This is a genomic window from Polyangium fumosum, from assembly GCF_005144585.1.
Lineage (GTDB): Bacteria > Myxococcota_A > Polyangia > Polyangiales > Polyangiaceae > Polyangium > Polyangium fumosum.
Genome location: NZ_SSMQ01000034.1, coordinates 36,713 through 53,498 on the forward strand (window position 1 = coordinate 36,713; position 16,786 = coordinate 53,498).

Annotated in this window: 13 protein-coding genes; 8 read left to right on the top strand and 5 right to left on the bottom strand. The window is 70.0% G+C overall.

What is annotated here, in order from left to right:
- Positions 1 to 17: 17 nt before the first annotated feature.
- Positions 18 to 1,151 carry a vWA domain-containing protein gene (locus E8A74_RS28475; RefSeq protein ID WP_136932234.1) on the bottom strand — a complete coding sequence of 378 codons (1,134 nt, stop codon included), beginning with the start codon at positions 1,149 to 1,151 and terminating at the stop codon, positions 18 to 20.
- A 271-nt stretch (positions 1,152 to 1,422) separates the two neighbouring features.
- On the opposite strand from E8A74_RS28475, the gene E8A74_RS55630 reads away from it, so the two are divergent.
- The 4 genes from E8A74_RS55630 to E8A74_RS28495 all read left to right on the top strand — a co-directional run bounded on the left by E8A74_RS55630 (position 1,423) and on the right by E8A74_RS28495 (position 6,438).
- Positions 1,423 to 3,207 (top strand): PE-PGRS family protein, encoded by a 1,785-nt coding sequence (locus E8A74_RS55630; protein ID WP_136932235.1) that lies wholly within the window; start codon positions 1,423 to 1,425, stop codon positions 3,205 to 3,207.
- A gap of 123 nt (positions 3,208 to 3,330) precedes the next feature.
- Positions 3,331 to 4,467 carry a hypothetical protein gene (locus tag E8A74_RS28485; RefSeq protein ID WP_136932236.1) on the top strand — a complete coding sequence of 379 codons (1,137 nt, stop codon included), beginning with the start codon at positions 3,331 to 3,333 and terminating at the stop codon, positions 4,465 to 4,467.
- 67 nt (positions 4,468 to 4,534) lie between these two features.
- Entirely contained in the window at positions 4,535 to 5,305 is a 771-nt protein-coding gene (locus tag E8A74_RS28490) for a hypothetical protein (protein ID WP_136932237.1), read from the top strand.
- Complete coding sequence (locus E8A74_RS28495) at positions 5,302 to 6,438, top strand: peptidase MA family metallohydrolase (protein ID WP_136932238.1); 1,137 nt, start codon at positions 5,302 to 5,304, stop codon at positions 6,436 to 6,438. The genes E8A74_RS28490 and E8A74_RS28495 overlap by 4 nt, the downstream gene beginning before the upstream one ends.
- Here the strand turns inward: E8A74_RS28495 and E8A74_RS28500 are convergent.
- Positions 6,435 to 7,010, bottom strand: coding sequence for a hypothetical protein (locus E8A74_RS28500; protein ID WP_136932239.1), 576 nt, complete (start codon positions 7,008 to 7,010; stop codon positions 6,435 to 6,437). The two genes, E8A74_RS28495 and E8A74_RS28500, sit on opposite strands and share 4 nt — an antisense overlap.
- 51 nt (positions 7,011 to 7,061) lie before the next feature.
- Here E8A74_RS28500 and E8A74_RS28505 point away from each other — a divergent pair, with 51 nt between their 5' ends.
- Entirely contained in the window at positions 7,062 to 9,761 is a 2,700-nt protein-coding gene (locus E8A74_RS28505; RefSeq protein ID WP_136932240.1) for a DUF2169 family type VI secretion system accessory protein, read from the top strand.
- A 2-nt stretch (positions 9,762 to 9,763) separates the two neighbouring features.
- On the opposite strand, the gene E8A74_RS28510 is transcribed toward E8A74_RS28505, so the two are convergent.
- Positions 9,764 to 10,486, bottom strand: a complete 723-nt coding sequence (locus E8A74_RS28510; RefSeq protein ID WP_136932241.1) for a polyprenol monophosphomannose synthase — start codon at positions 10,484 to 10,486, stop codon at positions 9,764 to 9,766.
- A gap of 180 nt (positions 10,487 to 10,666) precedes the next feature.
- On the opposite strand from E8A74_RS28510, the gene trxA reads away from it, so the two are divergent.
- Together trxA and E8A74_RS28520 are read left to right on the top strand one after the other, a co-directional pair.
- Positions 10,667 to 10,990 carry a thioredoxin gene (gene trxA, locus E8A74_RS28515; protein ID WP_136932242.1) on the top strand — a complete coding sequence of 108 codons (324 nt, stop codon included), beginning with the start codon at positions 10,667 to 10,669 and terminating at the stop codon, positions 10,988 to 10,990.
- A 108-nt stretch (positions 10,991 to 11,098) separates the two neighbouring features.
- A complete protein-coding gene (locus E8A74_RS28520; protein WP_170229445.1) occupies positions 11,099 to 13,048 on the top strand; it encodes a serine/threonine protein kinase in 1,950 nt (649 codons plus the stop codon).
- Between the two features lie 48 nt (positions 13,049 to 13,096).
- Here the strand turns inward: E8A74_RS28520 and E8A74_RS28525 are convergent, their stop codons facing one another.
- Positions 13,097 to 14,938, bottom strand: coding sequence for an FG-GAP-like repeat-containing protein (locus E8A74_RS28525; RefSeq protein ID WP_136932244.1), 1,842 nt, complete (start codon positions 14,936 to 14,938; stop codon positions 13,097 to 13,099).
- 142 nt (positions 14,939 to 15,080) lie between these two features.
- A complete protein-coding gene (locus tag E8A74_RS28530) occupies positions 15,081 to 15,854 on the bottom strand; it encodes a hypothetical protein (RefSeq protein ID WP_136932245.1) in 774 nt (257 codons plus the stop codon).
- 213 nt (positions 15,855 to 16,067) lie between these two features.
- Here E8A74_RS28530 and E8A74_RS28535 point away from each other — a divergent pair, with 213 nt between their 5' ends.
- Positions 16,068 to 16,781, top strand: coding sequence for a hypothetical protein (locus E8A74_RS28535; protein WP_136932246.1), 714 nt, complete (start codon positions 16,068 to 16,070; stop codon positions 16,779 to 16,781).
- Positions 16,782 to 16,786: the final 5 nt, after the last annotated feature.

Sequence of the window (16,786 nt, forward strand, 5' to 3'; positions counted from 1 at the left end):
GCCGCGCGCCCAGGGTTTTACTTGGCCACCTCGGTCTTGCAGCCGAGGGCGATTTGCACCTTCGCGCCGAAGTCTTTGCGGACGGCGTCGCAGGTGGCCGGGCAGAACGAAATCTTCGAGGGAACGACGGGATTGTCGTAATACCAGCCGAGGCCGTTCGTGCACGCCTTGTCCTGGAGGATCGTCTGCGGCTCGCCGCCGCTCGACGGCGTGAAGAGCACGTTCACGAAGCCCGGATCGACCTCGCCCCCCGAGACCTTCGTCGGAATCTCGTAATCGCAGGGCAAGGCCTTGCCGCGGGCCTTCGCGAGCGCATTCTGAAACTCGACCTGGACGTTCACGCTGCCGACGAGGATGGCCGAATCGGTGCCGCCCGACGCCGCGATGAGGTTCACCGTATCCTGCGTGACCCCCGGGAGGCCAATCACGAACGTGCGGACCTTGAATTGCGAGAGGCCCGTCGCCGCGAGGTTCGCGATGACCTGCGGGTCCTCCGGATTGACGCCGCTGCACACAGGCGCGGGCCCGGCCGGCTGCCCGTCCGTGACGAGGAGCACGGCGCACCCCGTCCCCGGCTTTTGCTGCAATGCGTCGGCGCAGGCGAGGAGGGCGCCGCCGAGCGCCGGGTAGATCGGGGTCTTGAAGCCGTTCGGGTCCTCGGCGGCGATGGCCTGAATGATCGGCTCGGCGTTCGCCGGCAGCTCGCCGAAGGGCACGACCGGCGGCTTGTAGAGCATCTGATCACAAGTGGACTCGGCCGGCAGGGGGAAAAAATTGAGCGCGACCGAGGTGCCCGCCGAGTTCGGATCGTTGACGAACGCCGCGAGCCCCGCTTCGGCGCTGTTCCACTTCGTTCCCACCATCGAGCTCGACTTGTCGAACGCGATGTAGAGCGAGAGCGGCACGGACTTTCCTTGCTCGGTGAGGAGTCCGCAGCCTGGATCCACGACGCCGCTGGAGCTGCTGCTGCCGCCGCTGCCGACGAAGATATCTCCGCCCGTGCCCATGCCGCCCGCGCCACCCGAGCCGCCCGCGCTCCCGGCGCCGGCGCCGGCGGGATTGCCCGAGGGAGGCAGGTTCGAGTCGGGCGCACAGGCAACGCCGAGGGCGCATGCCGATAGAACAAGCAAAGCGGCGTGGATACGGTTCATGTCTGGATGGTGCCCGATCGAGGGGAGAGACGTCAACCCGAGCCGGGACGCTCGCACCCGCGTCGCATTTTGCGACGTCCCCGGAGGCCTGGGTCGGACGATCACATTCGGGCTGTACGGCGTTCGTCGAAATGGAAGAAATTCCTTGCCAACCGATGGTGCGGGAGAGAAAGATTCAGGCATGCGCGCGCGTCTTCTTCTTGGTACGACACTGGGTTTGGTCGGTTTGGTAGGGGCCGTTTCGGTCGCAGGCTGCGCCGAGGGCGGGTCCGTGACGTCCGGAGGCATCACCGGCGGCATCGGCGGATCCGGCAACGGGGGCGGCGACGGAGGATCGGGCGGCGATGCCGGCGCAGGGGGCGCGGGCGGCGGCGCGGGCGGCGGCTCGGGGTCGAGCTCGAGCTCGGCGAGTGCGTCGAGCGGCTCGGGCGGCGCAGGCGGCGAAGGCGGGATGGGCGGCGCGGGCGGCGCTGGAGGGATGGGCGGCGCAGGCGGCGGCGGAACGGGCGGCGGGATGGTCGATCCATGCTCCATGGGCTGCCCCGCGGGCACCTGGGACGTGGACGGAAACCCGCTCACGGGAGCCCAGTGCGGCTGCGAATATCAGTGCACGCTGGTGAGCGCCGACAAAGACCCGATCGACGACGGATACAAGGACGACAACTGCGACGGGACGGACGGCGTCGCCGAGCAGTGCATCTACGTCTCCGCCGGCGCGGGGAATGACGCGAGCCCAGGCACGCGGCAGGACCCGATGAAGACGATCGCCGCGGCCATTCAGCAGGCGCAGTCGAAGGGCGTCCCGTCGGTCTGCCTTTCGGGCGAGATTTACAACGAGGCCGTGACCGTGGTCTCAGGTATCAACATTTACGGCGGATTCGATCATAACAATGCCGATTTCCGCTTCCGGCGATCCGCGGCGGTGACGACCACGGTCAAGGCCGTGGGCACGGTGTTCTACGCGCCGCAAATCGATCAGGAGACGCACATCGAAGGAATCACGATCGAGTCCTCGACGCCGCAGGGCTCGGGCGCGAGCACGTACGGCGTGCGGCTCGGCGGCGGCGTGGGCGAGCTCTTCGTGCGATACAACAAGATGGTGATCGGCGGCGGGACCAGCGGGGACGCCGGCACGAACGGAGCGGCGCAAGCGCAATCGCAGGCGCCCGGCGGGCTCAACGGGTCGGCCGGCGCCCAGAAAAACCAGAACTCCGGCATCGGCGGCGCAGCGCCGGTATGCGACGCGCCCGGCGGGAAGGGCGGCGACGGCGGGGCGAACGAGAACAACGGCCAGGCCGGCTCGTCCGGATTCGGTGGAACGTCGGGCGGCGGCGGCGCCGCGTGGAACGGCTGCACGCCCGCCATCGGCGGCGCCGGGCCGGCCGGCGGGACCGGGCAAAACGGCGCAGATTCCCCGCAAGGACAGGCGGGCCAGGGCGGCGCGACGCTCGGCGGCGTGCAGGACCATTTCTATCGGCCGGCGCACGGCACCGACGGAATGAACGCCCAGACGGCCAAGGGCGGCGGCGGCGGCGGCGGCGGCGGCGGCGGCAGCGGCGGCGGGTTCTGCCTCGGCGACTGGGACAAGGGCGGCGGCGGCGGCAGCGGCGGCTGCGGCGGCAAGGGCGGCAATGCCGGCAAGGGTGGCTTCGGCGGCGGCGGGAGTTTTGGCGTGTTCGCGGTCTCCGGCAAGGTCACCGTGTCGAAGAACGAGATCCAGACGAGCGCCGGCGGCAACGGCGGGCTCGGCGGCAATGGCGCGCTGGGACAGAACGGCGGCGTCGGCGGCAACGGCGGCGCGCACAACGACGACAGCGGCCCCGGCGGCAAGGGCGGCAACGGCGGAAAGGGCTCGGCCGGCGGTGCCGGCGGCGGCGGCGGCGGCGGCCCGAGCGCGTGCCTCGCGCGCACCAGCGGCGTCACGTTCACGTTCGACGGCAATAGCTGCTCGACGGGCGCGGTCGGCCTCGGCGCGAACGGCGGGACGAACCCCGAGGGCGGCGTGGGCGGCAAGGGCCTGAACGGCACCTCCGGGTTCAACATCCAGATCAACTGAAGCGGCGCGCTTCGCGCGGCGAGAGCGAAATGGGGCGGCCCGTACGCGGGCGGCCCCATTTCGTTCCATGTTCCCTCGTTTCCTCTTGCGTCGCCGGCCTCCGAACGGTACGGACGGCGGGCAATGGCCATCGAGATCGTCGAGCTTGGCGAGAAGGACAAGAAGCGGCGGCGGGATTTCCTCGACGTCGCGCGGGAGATCTACGCGGACGATCCGGCCTGGGTGCGTCCCCTCGACATGGACATCGAGGACCGGCTCGACCGGAAGAAGAACCCGTTCTTCGACCACGGCGACGCGCAGGCGTTCGTCGCCTACCGGGATGGGCGCCGCGTCGGGCGTATCACGGCGCAGATCGACCACACGCACCTCGAACGGCACAAGGACGCGGCCGGGTTCTTCGGGTTCCTCGATACGCTGGACGACCCGGAGGTCGCGCGGGCCCTGCTCGAAAAGGCCGCGGACTGGAACCGCGCCCGGGGGATGAAGCTCCTGCGCGGGCCGATCTCGCTGAACATCAACGAGGAGCTCGGCTGCCTCGTCGAGGGCTTCGATACGCCGCCGATGATCATGATGCCCCACCACCGGCCCTACCAGGGCGGGCTCATCGAGCAGGCGGGCCTCGCGAAGCTCAAGGACTTCTATGCGTGGACGTACGACGTCGGCTCGGTCCCGGCGCGCGCGCAGAAGGCGCACGACGAGGTCCTCGGCATGCCCGAGGTGACGGTCCGCCACTTGGACCCCGCGCATTTCGGCGAAGAGGTCCGCGTCCTCATGGACATCTTCAATGACGCGTGGAGCGACAACTGGGGCTTCGTGCCGCTCTCGGAGCGCGAGCTCGCCAAGATGGCGGCCGACATGAAGCTCATCCTGTTCCCCGAGATCACCTACCTCGTCTCGATCGACGGCGAGCCGGCCGCGGTGGCGCTCGCGCTGCCGAACATCAACGAGGTGATCCGCGATTTCGACGGAAAACTCTTTCCGTTCAACGTGGCGAAGCTCCTCTATCGGCTGCGCGTGAAGGGGCCGAAGAGCGGGCGGCTCATCATCCTCGGCATCAAGAAGAAGTACCGGCACGTGCGCAAGTACGCGGGGCTCTCCGCGTTCCTCTACGTCGCGATGAACCGCTCCGCCCACCTGCTCGGCCTCGAACGAGGCGAGCTCTCGTGGACACTCGAGGACAACGCGGCCATCAATGCGGGGATCCGGCTGATGGGCGGCCGCATTTACAAGAAATATCGCGTCTACCAGCGCGAGCTGTGAGCAGAATGGGCCGGCGCCTCCCGAAAAACACTTTGACGGGGCGATAGGTCGTCCGTAAAATCCGCACATGCGTTTTCGTGTGCTCGCCCTTACCCTCGCCGGGTGCGGGATGTGGCTCGGCTCCCCAGGCGTGAGCCTGGCGGCGGAGCCCGAGGCGCGAGGATCGGAGACGGCGGCGCCGGCAGGCCGCGGGGCGGTCGTCGTGGCGATCGGGAGCGGCGTGGAGGCCGCGGCCAAGCCGCTCGCGCGCGAGATCTACCGGGATGACGTGCTCCGGCCGGGCCTCGACGACCGGGCGGCGCGGCTGCTCGCCGGTGAGGCCGCCGCGCCGGACGCGCCCGCGAAGGAGCGCGAGCTCGCCGAGGTGCGGAGCGCGCTCACGGCGAACGACGACGCCCCGAGCCGCAGGCTGCTCGCCTCGCTCGGCGCCGAGCAGAAGGCCGAGATCGTGGTCGCCGTGTCGATGGCCGGCGATCGCCCCGTCGCGCGCGTGCTCCGCGTGGGAACGGCGCGGTACGAGTCGATCGAGCTCGGGCCGACGATCGAACGAAGCGAGGCCGGGGAGATCCGCTACACGTGGCCCGGCGCCGCGTCGACGTTGCGAAAGCTCGTGATCGTGCCGCAGGCCGCGCCGCCTCCGCCGATCGCACCGAAACAAACCAGCACGCCCGCCCCGCCGAAGCCGGAGGAGCCGACGCGCAAGCCGTTCTACAAGTCGGCCTGGTTCTGGGGCCCGCTCGGCGCGGTCGTGGCCGCGGGCGCCGCGGTGCTGATCACGTCGAAGGTGACGGAAGATTCGACGGGCATGGTGCGGCTGAAAGGGCAGGTCGCGCCGTGAGAGCGGGGTTGCGGGCGCTCGTCGTCGTGTCGGTCGCGTCGTGGCTCGTCGCCGCGGACGCGTTCGCCGCGCCCTCGCGCCCGCACGACGCGCCGGCCGTGACGGATCCACGCGCCGACGTGCCCGCGCGCCCCACGGGATACCTGGAGCTTCAGGAGGCAGGCCTCACATTCGCGTACCACCCCTCCGCGCACGAGCGCGTGCGCGCCGCGATCCCCGCGGTGCTCCGGGCGCGAAAGGCCATGGGCGAGCTGCTCGGGCGGGAGGTCCTCGGCGCGGTGGAGATCCGCGTGGCCGCGGTGCCCGAGGAGGTGCGCTCGCTCGGCCCGATGGAGGACGTGCCCGGGTATGCGCCGGCGCTCGCGTTCTCGAAGCAGCGGCTCGTGGTGACGAGCCTCGGCTCGCATCGATCGCTGGAGCCGACGGATCTCGCCGTGGCCCTTCCGCACGCGCTCGCGCACGTGGCGCTCGACGAGGCGCTCGACCACAAGCCCGCGCCGCTCTGGCTGCACGAGGGGTTCGCCGCGCACGTGGCGGGCGAGGCGTCGGCGATCCGCGCGCAGGCGCTCCTCCTCGCCACGCTGCAAAGGCGCCTGCACGGGATCGCGGCGCTCGAAGGAGGCCTGCCGGCCGACGCGCCGGAGACGTCGCTCGCGTATGCCCAGGCCGCGGACCTCGCGCGCTTCCTCACGGACAAACCTCACCGATCGGCGTTCGTGGGGGCGCTCGATCGGGCGCGGAGCGGCGAGCCGTTCGAGCAGGCGCTCGCGGCCACGCACGAGGCGCCGCTCGCGCAGATCGAACGGAAGTGGCGGGAGGATCTCGCGCGGCGGTACGGGTTTTTGCCCGTGTTCCTCGCGGGGATCGGGGTCTGGGCGCTTTGCGCGCTGGTCCTCTTCGTGCGGCGCGTGTTCGAGCGCCGGCGCGCGGGGACGACGATGCCCGCGCCGCGCAAGGAGCCGCGGCCGCTCCCGATGGAACCCCCGAGCCGCCCGCTCCCGCGCCCTGCGCCCGCGCCGCTCCTCCTCGAGCGCATCGACGGCAGCGAGCGCGAGGACCTCGGCAAGACGTTCCCGCCGGAGGCCGAGGTGCCCAAGGTGGAGCACGACGGCGACTGGCACACGCTGCATTAATCCGGGAAGACGCGCGTCCGCAGATATTCTGCCACCTGCGCGCCCAGCATCTCGCCGGCGCTGCGCAGACGGCCGCCGCTCGATGGGTTCGTCATCGTGGCGGGCACGACGGCGCGAAACTGAAGCACGTCGAGGCGCTGGGGCCCCGGCCCCCAGATCTCCAGCGTCATCCGCACCTCCGAGGGACGCGCCGCGACGTAGGCGTAAAACCCCGGCTCGATGAAGGTGACCACCGGCCGCACCACGAACGGGCTCGGCGCGGGCGCGGACACGAACTGGACCTCGGGCAGCTCCTCGGCGAGCTCCCGGCCGAATTCACCGGCGAACGCACGCTTGTCCTCGTCCCAGCTCGCCTGCTGATCGCCGTCCTTCGACGCCTGGTACTCCGCCTCGCTCTTTTCGCCGATCTGGACCCCTTCGAAGTGCACGGGCTCCACTGCGAAGCTGCGCTGGTTCACGAACGGATTCGGCACGGCCTTGGCCACCACATGCCAGGACGGCCCACACGCGACCGTGAAGAGCGACAGAAGACACGCCAAAACCCACGGACGCGCCGAGATGATCGCGTTCATGCCAGAACCCCCGTATCCGCTTTCGCGACGGTCGATTAGTATCACTCCGCCATGGAGGTCGTCACGGTTTGTCCCTTCCGGGTCGCGTCGCTGCTCTGGCAGCCACGACGCGGCGGGTGGGTCCTCACGGTCGTCTGCAAGGCCACGTACGACCTCGCGCCCGTCCAGTCGCGCCTCGCCGCGAACCAGGACGATCCGAACGAGGACGACAACCACTGGAACGACGATCCCGCACGCAGCGTGTACTCGCCGAGTGATCTCGTTCCGTTCAAGGTGCGCGCCGACGTGATCCTCGTGGGCAACGCGTTCGCCCCGCGCGGCGAAGCGTCCCGGTCGATCGTCTCGCGCCTCGTCGTCGGCGGCGTCGACAAGTCGATCGAAGCGTTCGGCGAGCGCGTATACGGCCCGGACGGCGCCGTGCGCGAGACGAGCCGCGTGACGAAGGTGCCGCTGCGCTACGAGCGCGCGACGGGAGGTCCAGACACGCTGAACCCGGTGGGCATCCGGCCCGACGCGCAGCCCGACGCGTACGGCGTCTCCCCCGTGCCGAACTTGCAGCCGCCGGGGATGCTCGTGCAGAGCCGCGCAGACGTGATCCCCCCGATCGGGTACGGCCCGATCGCGCCGACGTGGCCGGGCCGCATGGAAGCGCTCGGCGCGCACGCGTCGTCGTTCTCGCAGCAAATCGTCCGTGAGCAGCCGGTGCCCGACGACATCGATCCTGCGTACTTCGACTGCGCCCCGCGTGATCAGCAGCTCGAAGAGCTGCGCGACAACGAGCGCATCGTGCTCGAGAACCTGCACCCGCAGCACCCGCGGCTCGTGACGAGCCTGCCGGGGCTGCATCCGCGCGCCTTCGTGGTTCGGCCCGGCGGGACCCCGCAGGACCTCACGATGAAGTGCGACACGCTCTGGATCGACACGGACCGGGCGCAATGCACGCTGACGTGGCGCGCGCAGATCGGGCTCGACAGGCCGCATGGCCTCGGCCGCGTGGTGGTCGCGATGGAGGAGCCGGGACAGCGGCTCACGTGGGCCGACGTCGAGCGTCTGCTCGTCGCGAGCGGGCAAGCCGGCGAGCCGCTCCCGGAGGCCCCGGCCGAAGCCCCCACGCGGTCCACGCCGCCCCCGAGCAAACCACTTCGCCCTGCGACCGTGCCGTTTTTGCGGCCCGACGTGGCGGGGGATGTCCCGGCCAAACCGCCTTCGCCCTCGCCTGCGGTCTCCGCGCTCAGCCAGATGAGCGCGCCGCGCGCGGAGAACGCGTTGCCGCAGCCCCGCGTCGCGCCCACGGCGAGCGGCCTGCCGTTCATCGCGGCGAAAAACGTGGGGCCCGCCGGGGGCGCGCCGCAACCGCTGGCCGATCGTCCGCAACCTGGAGACGCCGCGCCGCCGTGGCTCTCGGCCGCGCGCCAATCGTCGTCCCCCAGCGTCCCCTCGCCGGCCGTGCCCAACGCGACGCCGTTCGCCCCCGCGGCCGCGCAACCCCAGCCGCCGCCCGCGACGCCGTTCGCCCCTCCCGCCGCGCAACCCTCCGCGCCGCCGCCTCCGCCGCTGCCCGCGCGCGTCCCGCAGGCCCCGCCCTCGCCGAGCCCCTCGCCGCTCGACAGCCCGTGGGCAAACCCGTCCGCGCGCGCCGGCGGAAACGAGAACCTCCCCGCGCCGACCGTGGGCAGCATGGCCGCGGGTTTGTCCCCGCCGAGCCCGATCGCCCCCACGGCGACCGCGATGGCCGCCGCGGGCCTCGCCGGTGCGGCCGCCGTCGCCGCGTTCTCCAGCGCCTCGCAGGCCGCGCCCCCGCCGCCCGTCGCCGTCGCGAACGCCGCGACCGTCGGCGCCGCCGCAGCCTCGAACGCCGCCGCCGCCGCGGGCCCATGGTCGACGCCGAGCGACAGCTCGTCCTCGCCCTCCCCTGCCGTCTCGCCGCGGCCGTACACCCACCGCGGCCCTTCGCGCGACGTCGTCGACCTCATCTGGTACGACCCGAAAGCCGCGCCGAAGATGCGCGAGCACCCGAGCTGGAAGCTCCTGCTCGACAAGAAGCCCGAGCCACGCGACCTCGACTTCGACGACGAGCCGCCGCCCGAGGAGCCGCCCGACGTGCGGGATCGCAAGGACGTTTTCGCCGTGCTCACGCGCGGCGCGACCACCGACGCCGAGGGCATCCAGGAGGCCATCGGTGATGCGGTCGCCGACGACGGCACCTTCACGCCGCCGCTCGTGCTCGTCTCGGCCGAGCTCACGTTCCCGTTCGACGAACTCGAGACGCTGAAGGCCACGGTCACGGCGGTCTCGCCGCTCATCGCGGGCGACAAGAAGCTCAAGGAGACCGTGGACACGGTGAACGAGCTGCTCAAGACGCCGTGGCTGTCGAGCTCGAGCGGCGTCGCCGAGCGGCTCACGCAGCAGGTGAAGGACGCCTTCGCGCAGGGCAACCGCATGCTGCCGCCGAGCTACCTGGAGACGCACACCGAGCGGATGCTGCTCGAACAACGGCACTACCAGAAACGCACGGTCTTCGGGGAGCCCTGGATCCGCAGCGTCCTCGTGCCCGCGGGCTCGCAGTCGCTGATGCCCGCCTACCTGCCCGAGAGCCTCACGAAGAAGCTGCCGATGTTCCAGCGCTTCAAGGCGCGCATCGTCGCCGAGGCGCACATGCAGCAGGACGAGTACGAGAACCATCCGGCCGCGCTCAAGGTCGTCGCCCTCGGACGCGTCGTCAGCCTGCAACGACGCGGCTTCATGCGCTGACGTCAGAGCCGACCGGTGAGCGCGTCGAAGCGCAAGCGCCACACTTCCACGACGGCCTCCGCGAAGATCGAGCGGCTCATCTTGGAGTGGCCCGCGCGCCGATCGACGAACACGATCGGCACCTCGGTCACCCGCAGGCCTTTGCGCAGCGCGCGGTACGTCGTTTCGATCTGAAACGAATAGCCGTTCGAGCGCAGCGTCTCGATGTCGATCGCGCGCAAGGCGCGGCGCGTGAACGCCTTGAAGCCCGTCGTCAGGTCGCGGATCGGCACGCCGAGGAGGGTCCGCGCGTAGAGCGAGCCTCCCTTCGAGAGCACGTGCCGCCCCGGCCCCCATCCGAGGACGCCGCCGCCGGGCACGTTGCGCGAGCCGAGCACGACGTCCGCGCCCTCCTCGATCGCCCGCAGAAACGCGGGCAGGTACTTCGGATCGTGCGAGAGATCCGCGTCCATCTCCACGACGACGTCATAGCCGAGATCGAGCGCGCGCCGAAATGCGTCCACGTACGCCGTGCCGAGCCCGAGCTTGCCCGGTCGATGCAGCACGGTCGTGCGCGGGTCCTCGGCGGCGAGCGTGTCGGCGACGGCGCCCGTACCATCGGGCGAGGCATCGTCCACGACGAGAACGTGCGCCTCGGGGACGACCTCGAGCACCGAGCGCACGAAGCGCGGGAGGTTGTCACGCTCGTTGTAGGTCGGCGTGACGACGAGGATCCGCGGGGCCATTCGAGCTCGTGGGCTCCCCGACCGACGCGGGGGAGCGTGGGGTCATGTAGCAGAAAGGGAGCGTCAGCAGGAAGCCTTGTCGGCTCCGATTCTCGAAGTTACGTTTCGTTGCCCTACCGGATCGTGCGGGTACCTGCAACAGGCGCCAATGGCCAACGGCCCGGCAGAGAACGAGGCACCATGGCTAGCAAGAACGTCCGCAGCTTCAACGAGAAAAACTTCGAGCAAGAGGTCCTGCAGTCCGATGTGCCCGTGCTCGTGGATTTCACCGCCACGTGGTGCGGCCCCTGCAAGGCGCTCGCCCCGATCGTCGACAAGGTCGCCGACGAGTTCGAGGGCAAGGTGCGGGTCGGCAAGCTCGACATCGACGAGTCCCCGAACCTCGCCACGAAATACGGCGTCCGTAGTGTTCCGACCGTGATGATCTTCAAAGGCGGCGCGAAGGCCGACCAGCACGTGGGGCTGACGAACCGAGACAAGCTCGTCAAGCTCCTCGGCGTGTAAGACGAGCCACCAAAGTCGGCGGCCCCTACGAGCGCGGCCCCTCGGAGCACGAGGGGTTCGCGCTCGCGTCTTTTCGCGCCTCCATTTTCCTCGTAGAGCTTGGCTCTCGTGGACGCCGAACTCCGACAAAGCCTGATCGGCCAGGTGCTTTCCGGCGCCCAGGGCGTCCGCTACGAGCTCGGCGAGCTCGTCGGCGAAGGCCGCTCCGGCTGGGTCTTCAAGACCACGAGCGAGGTCCTCGGCGCGACGACCGCCGTGAAGGTGTACCGGCCCGGGTTCGTCGACGGCGGCACAGCGCTCCTGCGGTTCGCCCGCGAGGCGAACGTCCTCTCCCGCTTGCTCGCCTCGCTCCCGGAGCGGCGCGGGCTCGCGCACGTGATCGATCACGGCACGATCGAGAGCCCGCGCGGCGCCTTGCCGTGCCTCGTCCGCGAGTACCTGCCGGGGCAGAACCTCGCGCGCGTGATCGCCGCGCACGGCGGCTTTGGGCTGCCCGCGGCGCGCACGCGGCGCGTCATGGGGCACGTGGCGCGGGCGCTCTTCGCCTTGCATGAAGCTGGCGGCGTGCATCGGGACCTGAAGCCCTCGCACGTGCTCATCGCGCAGGAGCGCGGCCAGGAGACGGCCCGGATCACGGACGGCTTCGTCACGACCCTCGGCCCGCAAGATCCGCTCGACCCGCCGAACCTGCTCTACGAAGCGCCCGAGAGCTTCGGGCACCTCGCGGGCCCCATCGGGCCCGAGGCGGACGTGTACTCGTTCGCGGCCGTGCTCTACGAGCTGCTCTGCGGGACCGCCGCGTTCGCGCCGAAGCCGGGCGAAGCAAAGCCGAAAGCGCTCCTCCGCTTGATGACGGGCGATCGGCCGCAGCTCGGCCGCGTGCGCGCCACGTTGCCGGCGGAGCTCCGCGATCGCCCGGATCTCGTGGCTGCGCTCGATCGGGAGATCGGCCGCGCCACGAGCACGAATCCGATCCATCGGCACGGGTCGATCCGCGAGCTCTGGCTCGCGCTGGAGCCGCTCTTGCGCGAAGCCGTGCGGCCGACGGCGAGCGGCGGGAGCACACCGGAAGAGCCCGTGAGCTTCGACTCGGTCTTCCCGCGATCCAGCGAAGGCGCGCGCCTCGCCGCCGCGATGCCCATGCCGACGCCCTCGGCCGCGCCCGTCGCCGCGCCGATGCCCGTGTGGGAGCTGCTCGGCCCCGCGATCGCAGGCGAGCGCCTCCGCGCGGCGATGGTCGTCGAAGAGGGACGCGCGATCATGGCCCTCGGCACGCGAGGCCTCTACCGGCTCGTGCACGGCGCGTGGTCCTTGGCGCCGCTGCCTGCGGGGATCGATGTGCGGGCCGTGCGAGGCCTGTCGCGGCTCCCGTCGGGCGAGGTCCTTCTCTTCGGCGACGCGGGGCTCTGCGCGGCCCTCTCGCCGCGCGGCGGGCTGCGGCGGATCACGCTGCCGGAGCGCGAGCTCACGCTGCTCGCGGCGCACGCGGACGAGCGGGGGATCGTGCTCGTCGGCGAGCGCGCGTCGCGTCCGGGCGGCGTGGCGATCTTCCTGCCGAACGAAGGAGCACCAACGATGCTCGCCGCGCCGGACACGGCGCGCTTCGCGGGCGTGACGCGCACGAGCAGCGGGCATGGGATCGCGGTCGGCACGCAGGGGACGCTCGTGGAGATCAGCGAGCGCGGCGCGCGCGACGTGCCCTGGGGACGAACGGGGCACCTCTACGCGATCGCGGCGGGACCGGGCGGCGTCGCGTATGCCGTGGGCAGCGGGGGACATGCGCTCCGCGTCGAGCCGGCGCACGGCGGCGCGGTGGCGACGCTGGAGAGCGTGCAGACGACGCGGGATCTCGTGGGTGTCGCGGTCGATCCGACGACGGGCGGCGCGTGGGCCGTGGGCGCGGATGCGCGCCTGCTCGAACGGCAGGAGGGCGGGTGGATCCGCGTCCCGCTCGATCCCTCGGTCACGAGCGCGCTCTTGCTCGTCTGGCCCCGCACGCCGCGGATCACCGTGGTCGCGGAGGACGGATCGGCGCTCTGTTGTTACGCGGGGCGCTGAGCGAAGCGCGCTTTTTCGAGAAGGAGCCTCTTGTCAAGAGGCTTGTCGTTATCGACAGAGATTCGTCGTCCAGATCCCCTTGCGGAAATCGAACGCGACGAAGTCCGCCTTGCCGTCGCCGTCCATGTCGCCCGCGGCGCCCTGGGCCTGGTCCTCGAAGCCGGGGAACCAGATTCCCTGGCCGAGGCCGCCGGCGGCTCCATATCCTTCCGCGAAGCTCGTTCCGGTCGAGAGGTGGACGGACCAGCCGGCGATCCGATGAAGGTAACGAATCGCGTCGGCCTTCCCGTCCGCGTCGATGTCCGCGAAGATCATATCGACATCTTTGGTCCTGCCTTGCCGTTCGAACCACGACGTGGGCGGCTCGAACGAGCTGCCGGTCGAGCGTGCCACGTGCAAGAGATGCTTCGGCGTCCACATGTCGTCGTCGGTGAAGCTGATGGCGTCGGCCTTGCCATCGCCGTCCACGTCGGCCACGTATTGGCCTGCCGAGCCCGCGCCAAACCCTTCGATCCAGGGCACGGGCGTCGAGAAGGAGGTCCCCGTCGACAGCGCCACGGACCATCGCCCCGTCGCGTCGTCGAACGAGATTGCGTCGACCCTCTTGTCGCCGTTCACATCGGCGGCGAGCGGCCGCCGGTAGGGGTAGCCGCCCGGGAGATTCTCGACCCAGATCGAAGGCTCGGCGAACGACGTCCCCGTCGAGCGCGCCACGGACCAGGTGCCCTCCTCCGTGACGGCGATGGCGTCCGCTTTCCCGTCTCCGTCCACGTCTCCGACCGCGCCGTCTGCGAAGCGGCCGTGTTCCACGCTCCATACCGAGCCTTCGTCGAACGAGGCGCCATTCGAAAGCGCGACCTCCCAGGTGACGGGCGCGTCGTCGACGTAATGAAGGATGGCGTCGGCCTTCTTGTCGCCGTCCACATCGGCGATGTGCCAGCTCTTGTAGCCGCCATTGAAACTCGAGGCCCAATCCCAATCCACGCCGAAGCTCTCGGACCACCGGTTGTTGCACCGCGCGCCCGGGTGCAGCTTCTCGACGTCGCACCGGATGAGGACCGCCTGCCCGGCGGAGAAGTGGCTCCGGCATCCGTGATAATAGGACATGAAGTTGCGGACGTCGGGCGTCGATCCGTCGGCGCAATCCACGGCGCACGAATTCGGGTCCACCGTACACTGACCTGGAAGCGCGCCGCTCGCGCATGAGAGGAGCGAGGCGCCGACGGGCCCCGGATCGTACGGCGTGTCCGCGACGAGGTCCTCGTTGAGCGCCAGATTTTCGGGGTAATCGGCGTGCTCATAACACTCGTGCGTGTGGCTCAGGCCGAGGACGTGGCCGAGCTCGTGCGTCAGCGTCTCTGGGTCCGAGAAGTTGCCGTTGAGATCGCCGAACATCGCATAGGAGGTGTAGACGGTCATCATCGCGCCGCAATGATTCCCTTTGCCGCCGTACTTGTTGCCGTTCCCGAAGTCGATCGTGTTCACGTAGAGGATCGGGATCGCGTCGTCGGAGAGCGAGCTCAGATCGCCCCCGCAGAGGGGGCTCGCGCCGTACGGGATGTCGTAGAGCGCGTCGTCCGGGGGGAGCGCCTCCACGTCCACCAGCAGGAACTGAACGTTGGCCGACGCGAAATGCGCGTTGAGGGTGACCATGTCGAACAGGGGCCGGGAGATCGGGACGGCGAGCTCGCCGGCCGCGTTCGTGGCGATCCGCGCGCGGACGCGTAACGTCTTCGGCCCCGTGGACTGGTCGCCCAGGATGTCGCGCACCGCGGGGTTCGAGCAATCGTCGGGCAGAGGCTTCTTCGGGGCGTCGGGGAAAGGGCCGGAGCCACACGCGGAGACGAGCACCATTGCGGGACCAAGGAGAAGAATCGCGCGTTTGAGCATGGTCGCGACAGTCTACCGGAGGGGCCGGCGGCACGGAATGCGCGTCCTTCCCGGGGAAGATCGCCCCTCGCCCCGGGAAACACCCTTCCACCTCACAACCGCCCGCGCCTCGCCCGCGGCGCCTCGGGCCCTCCCCGCTCCTTCAGCCCCCTTGCCCTGCGGAGCTGCCTTCCTCCCCGCTCGTGGACTCCTCCGGCTCGGCCACACGCCCTGGCTTCCGCCCCGAAGGACGCACCTGGCGCGCGAATGTGTCCTCCTCGGCCAGCCGCAAGAGCCCCGACAGACACCCCGCGGAGCGCGCGAAGACGTCGTCGTTCCGATCCATTGCCGTCGCCTTCGCGTCGCTCGCGGCCTGCGCCTCGCGCGCCTCGCGCGCCACGTCGGAGAGCGCTTGCTCCAGCGTCGCGATGGGCTTCGTCAGGTCCGCGACCCACGCCGCCGGTTCGATCGTCACTCCCTTCCGCCGCGGCTTCGGCCATGCGCTCGCGGGCCGCCCGAGCTCGTCGACGAGCCGCTTCGCCTTCGCGAGGATCGCCTTCGGCTCGACCTCCGTTTTCCCATCGAGCCCGAGCTCACGCAGGATCCCCGCGCCATAGGCCGCTTCGAGGGTGCTGCGGATCTCCACGATCTCGCTCGTCAGCCTCGCCGCCGCTTCGTCGCGTCGCTCGCGGGGCCCGGCGTCGTCGGAGAGCTCCTTGTCGTAGGCGTCGCTCTTCTCCACGAGCGTTGCATTCGTCGCGCGCAGCCGCCTCGCGATGAGCAGCCCGAGGAGGCCGACGTCGGGGAGGACCTCGCCCGGCCTCAGGTGCTCCGCGAAGAGCGCCTCGAACCTCTGCTGCAAGCGCGCCGCGTGGGTATCCGCCGCCGATGCGACGAACACGACCGCGCCTTGCCGATCGGTAACCTGCTTTGCCATGGATCCTCCTCGTCGTGGACGGCGGCTAACAGATAGATCTGCGGCTCGTCAAGGAAGATCGGCACACACTTCGTGCGCAGCGTGCTGTCGCAGTGTTTCCCCGTGGTTATGCTGATCTGGTCTGCCGCTAACAAACCACTTACGACGCGCACGGGGAGCGTGTAGAATGGTGGCTCACGTATGTAGAGGGTTTGGCGGACGAGGGGCGAAGGCGTGGCGGAGCTCAAGTACATCAGTCCTTTTGTGTCGGGCGACGGATGGCTGAAGGTCAAGAACGCCTCGGGCACCGAAGTATCGGTCCCCGCCGGGCTTCAGGTGCGGGTCGACGGCAAGAAGGATGGTCGAACGAACTTCACCTTCATGGAGGGCTCGGTCCCCAGCCTGGGGATTGCAGAGGGCAGGAAGGGAAGCGTCTGGACAATCGACCCGGATTCGAGGTGGCCGACGCTCTGGGACAACCCCTGGGATCGACGCGATGAGGAGGGGCTCATCTTCGTCGACTTCGTCGACGGCGACCGTGTCACGGATGTGTTCGACATGCTCCAGGGCAAGCTTTGGATCGGGGCGCGCTCGGGCCCCGGCTCGCGAGGTCCCTACTCCGTTCGTATGGAGGTCGACGATGTCCCTGGCGGGTTGAAGCCTGGCGAGGAGCGCTGGAGCGCGCTGGGGATCCCGAACTGGCCTATCGACAAGGCGCGGGGGTATGCGGACCGCGCGGCGATGCACCTGGTCTGGTTCCCCATTTATACCGGCACGAAGAACATCGCATTGTTGAACAACGAAGCACGATACCTTCATTGTGGGCTCCGGTCGGCGGGATGTCTCTCCGTCGATCCGGATGTCTGGGATACGATCTACGCATATCTGATTCTTCGACGCAAAGGCACGAGGCGGGTGGGCGGTGTCCACATTCGATACAAGAAATGAGTATC

What these genes read in the sequence shown, in the direction of transcription:
- E8A74_RS28475 (WP_136932234.1), bottom strand. Translation starts at nt 1,151, where the DNA reads ATGAACCGTATCCACGCCGCTTTGCTTGTTCTATCGGCATGCGCCCTC.
- E8A74_RS28485 (WP_136932236.1), top strand. Translation starts at nt 3,331, where the DNA reads ATGGCCATCGAGATCGTCGAGCTTGGCGAGAAGGACAAGAAGCGGCGG.
- E8A74_RS28490 (WP_136932237.1), top strand. Translation starts at nt 4,535, where the DNA reads ATGCGTTTTCGTGTGCTCGCCCTTACCCTCGCCGGGTGCGGGATGTGG.
- E8A74_RS28500 (WP_136932239.1), bottom strand. Translation starts at nt 7,010, where the DNA reads ATGAACGCGATCATCTCGGCGCGTCCGTGGGTTTTGGCGTGTCTTCTG.
- E8A74_RS28505 (WP_136932240.1), top strand. Translation starts at nt 7,062, where the DNA reads ATGGAGGTCGTCACGGTTTGTCCCTTCCGGGTCGCGTCGCTGCTCTGG.
- E8A74_RS28510 (WP_136932241.1), bottom strand. Translation starts at nt 10,486, where the DNA reads ATGGCCCCGCGGATCCTCGTCGTCACGCCGACCTACAACGAGCGTGAC.
- trxA (WP_136932242.1), top strand. Translation starts at nt 10,667, where the DNA reads ATGGCTAGCAAGAACGTCCGCAGCTTCAACGAGAAAAACTTCGAGCAA.
- E8A74_RS28525 (WP_136932244.1), bottom strand. Translation starts at nt 14,938, where the DNA reads ATGCTCAAACGCGCGATTCTTCTCCTTGGTCCCGCAATGGTGCTCGTC.
- E8A74_RS28530 (WP_136932245.1), bottom strand. Translation starts at nt 15,854, where the DNA reads ATGGCAAAGCAGGTTACCGATCGGCAAGGCGCGGTCGTGTTCGTCGCA.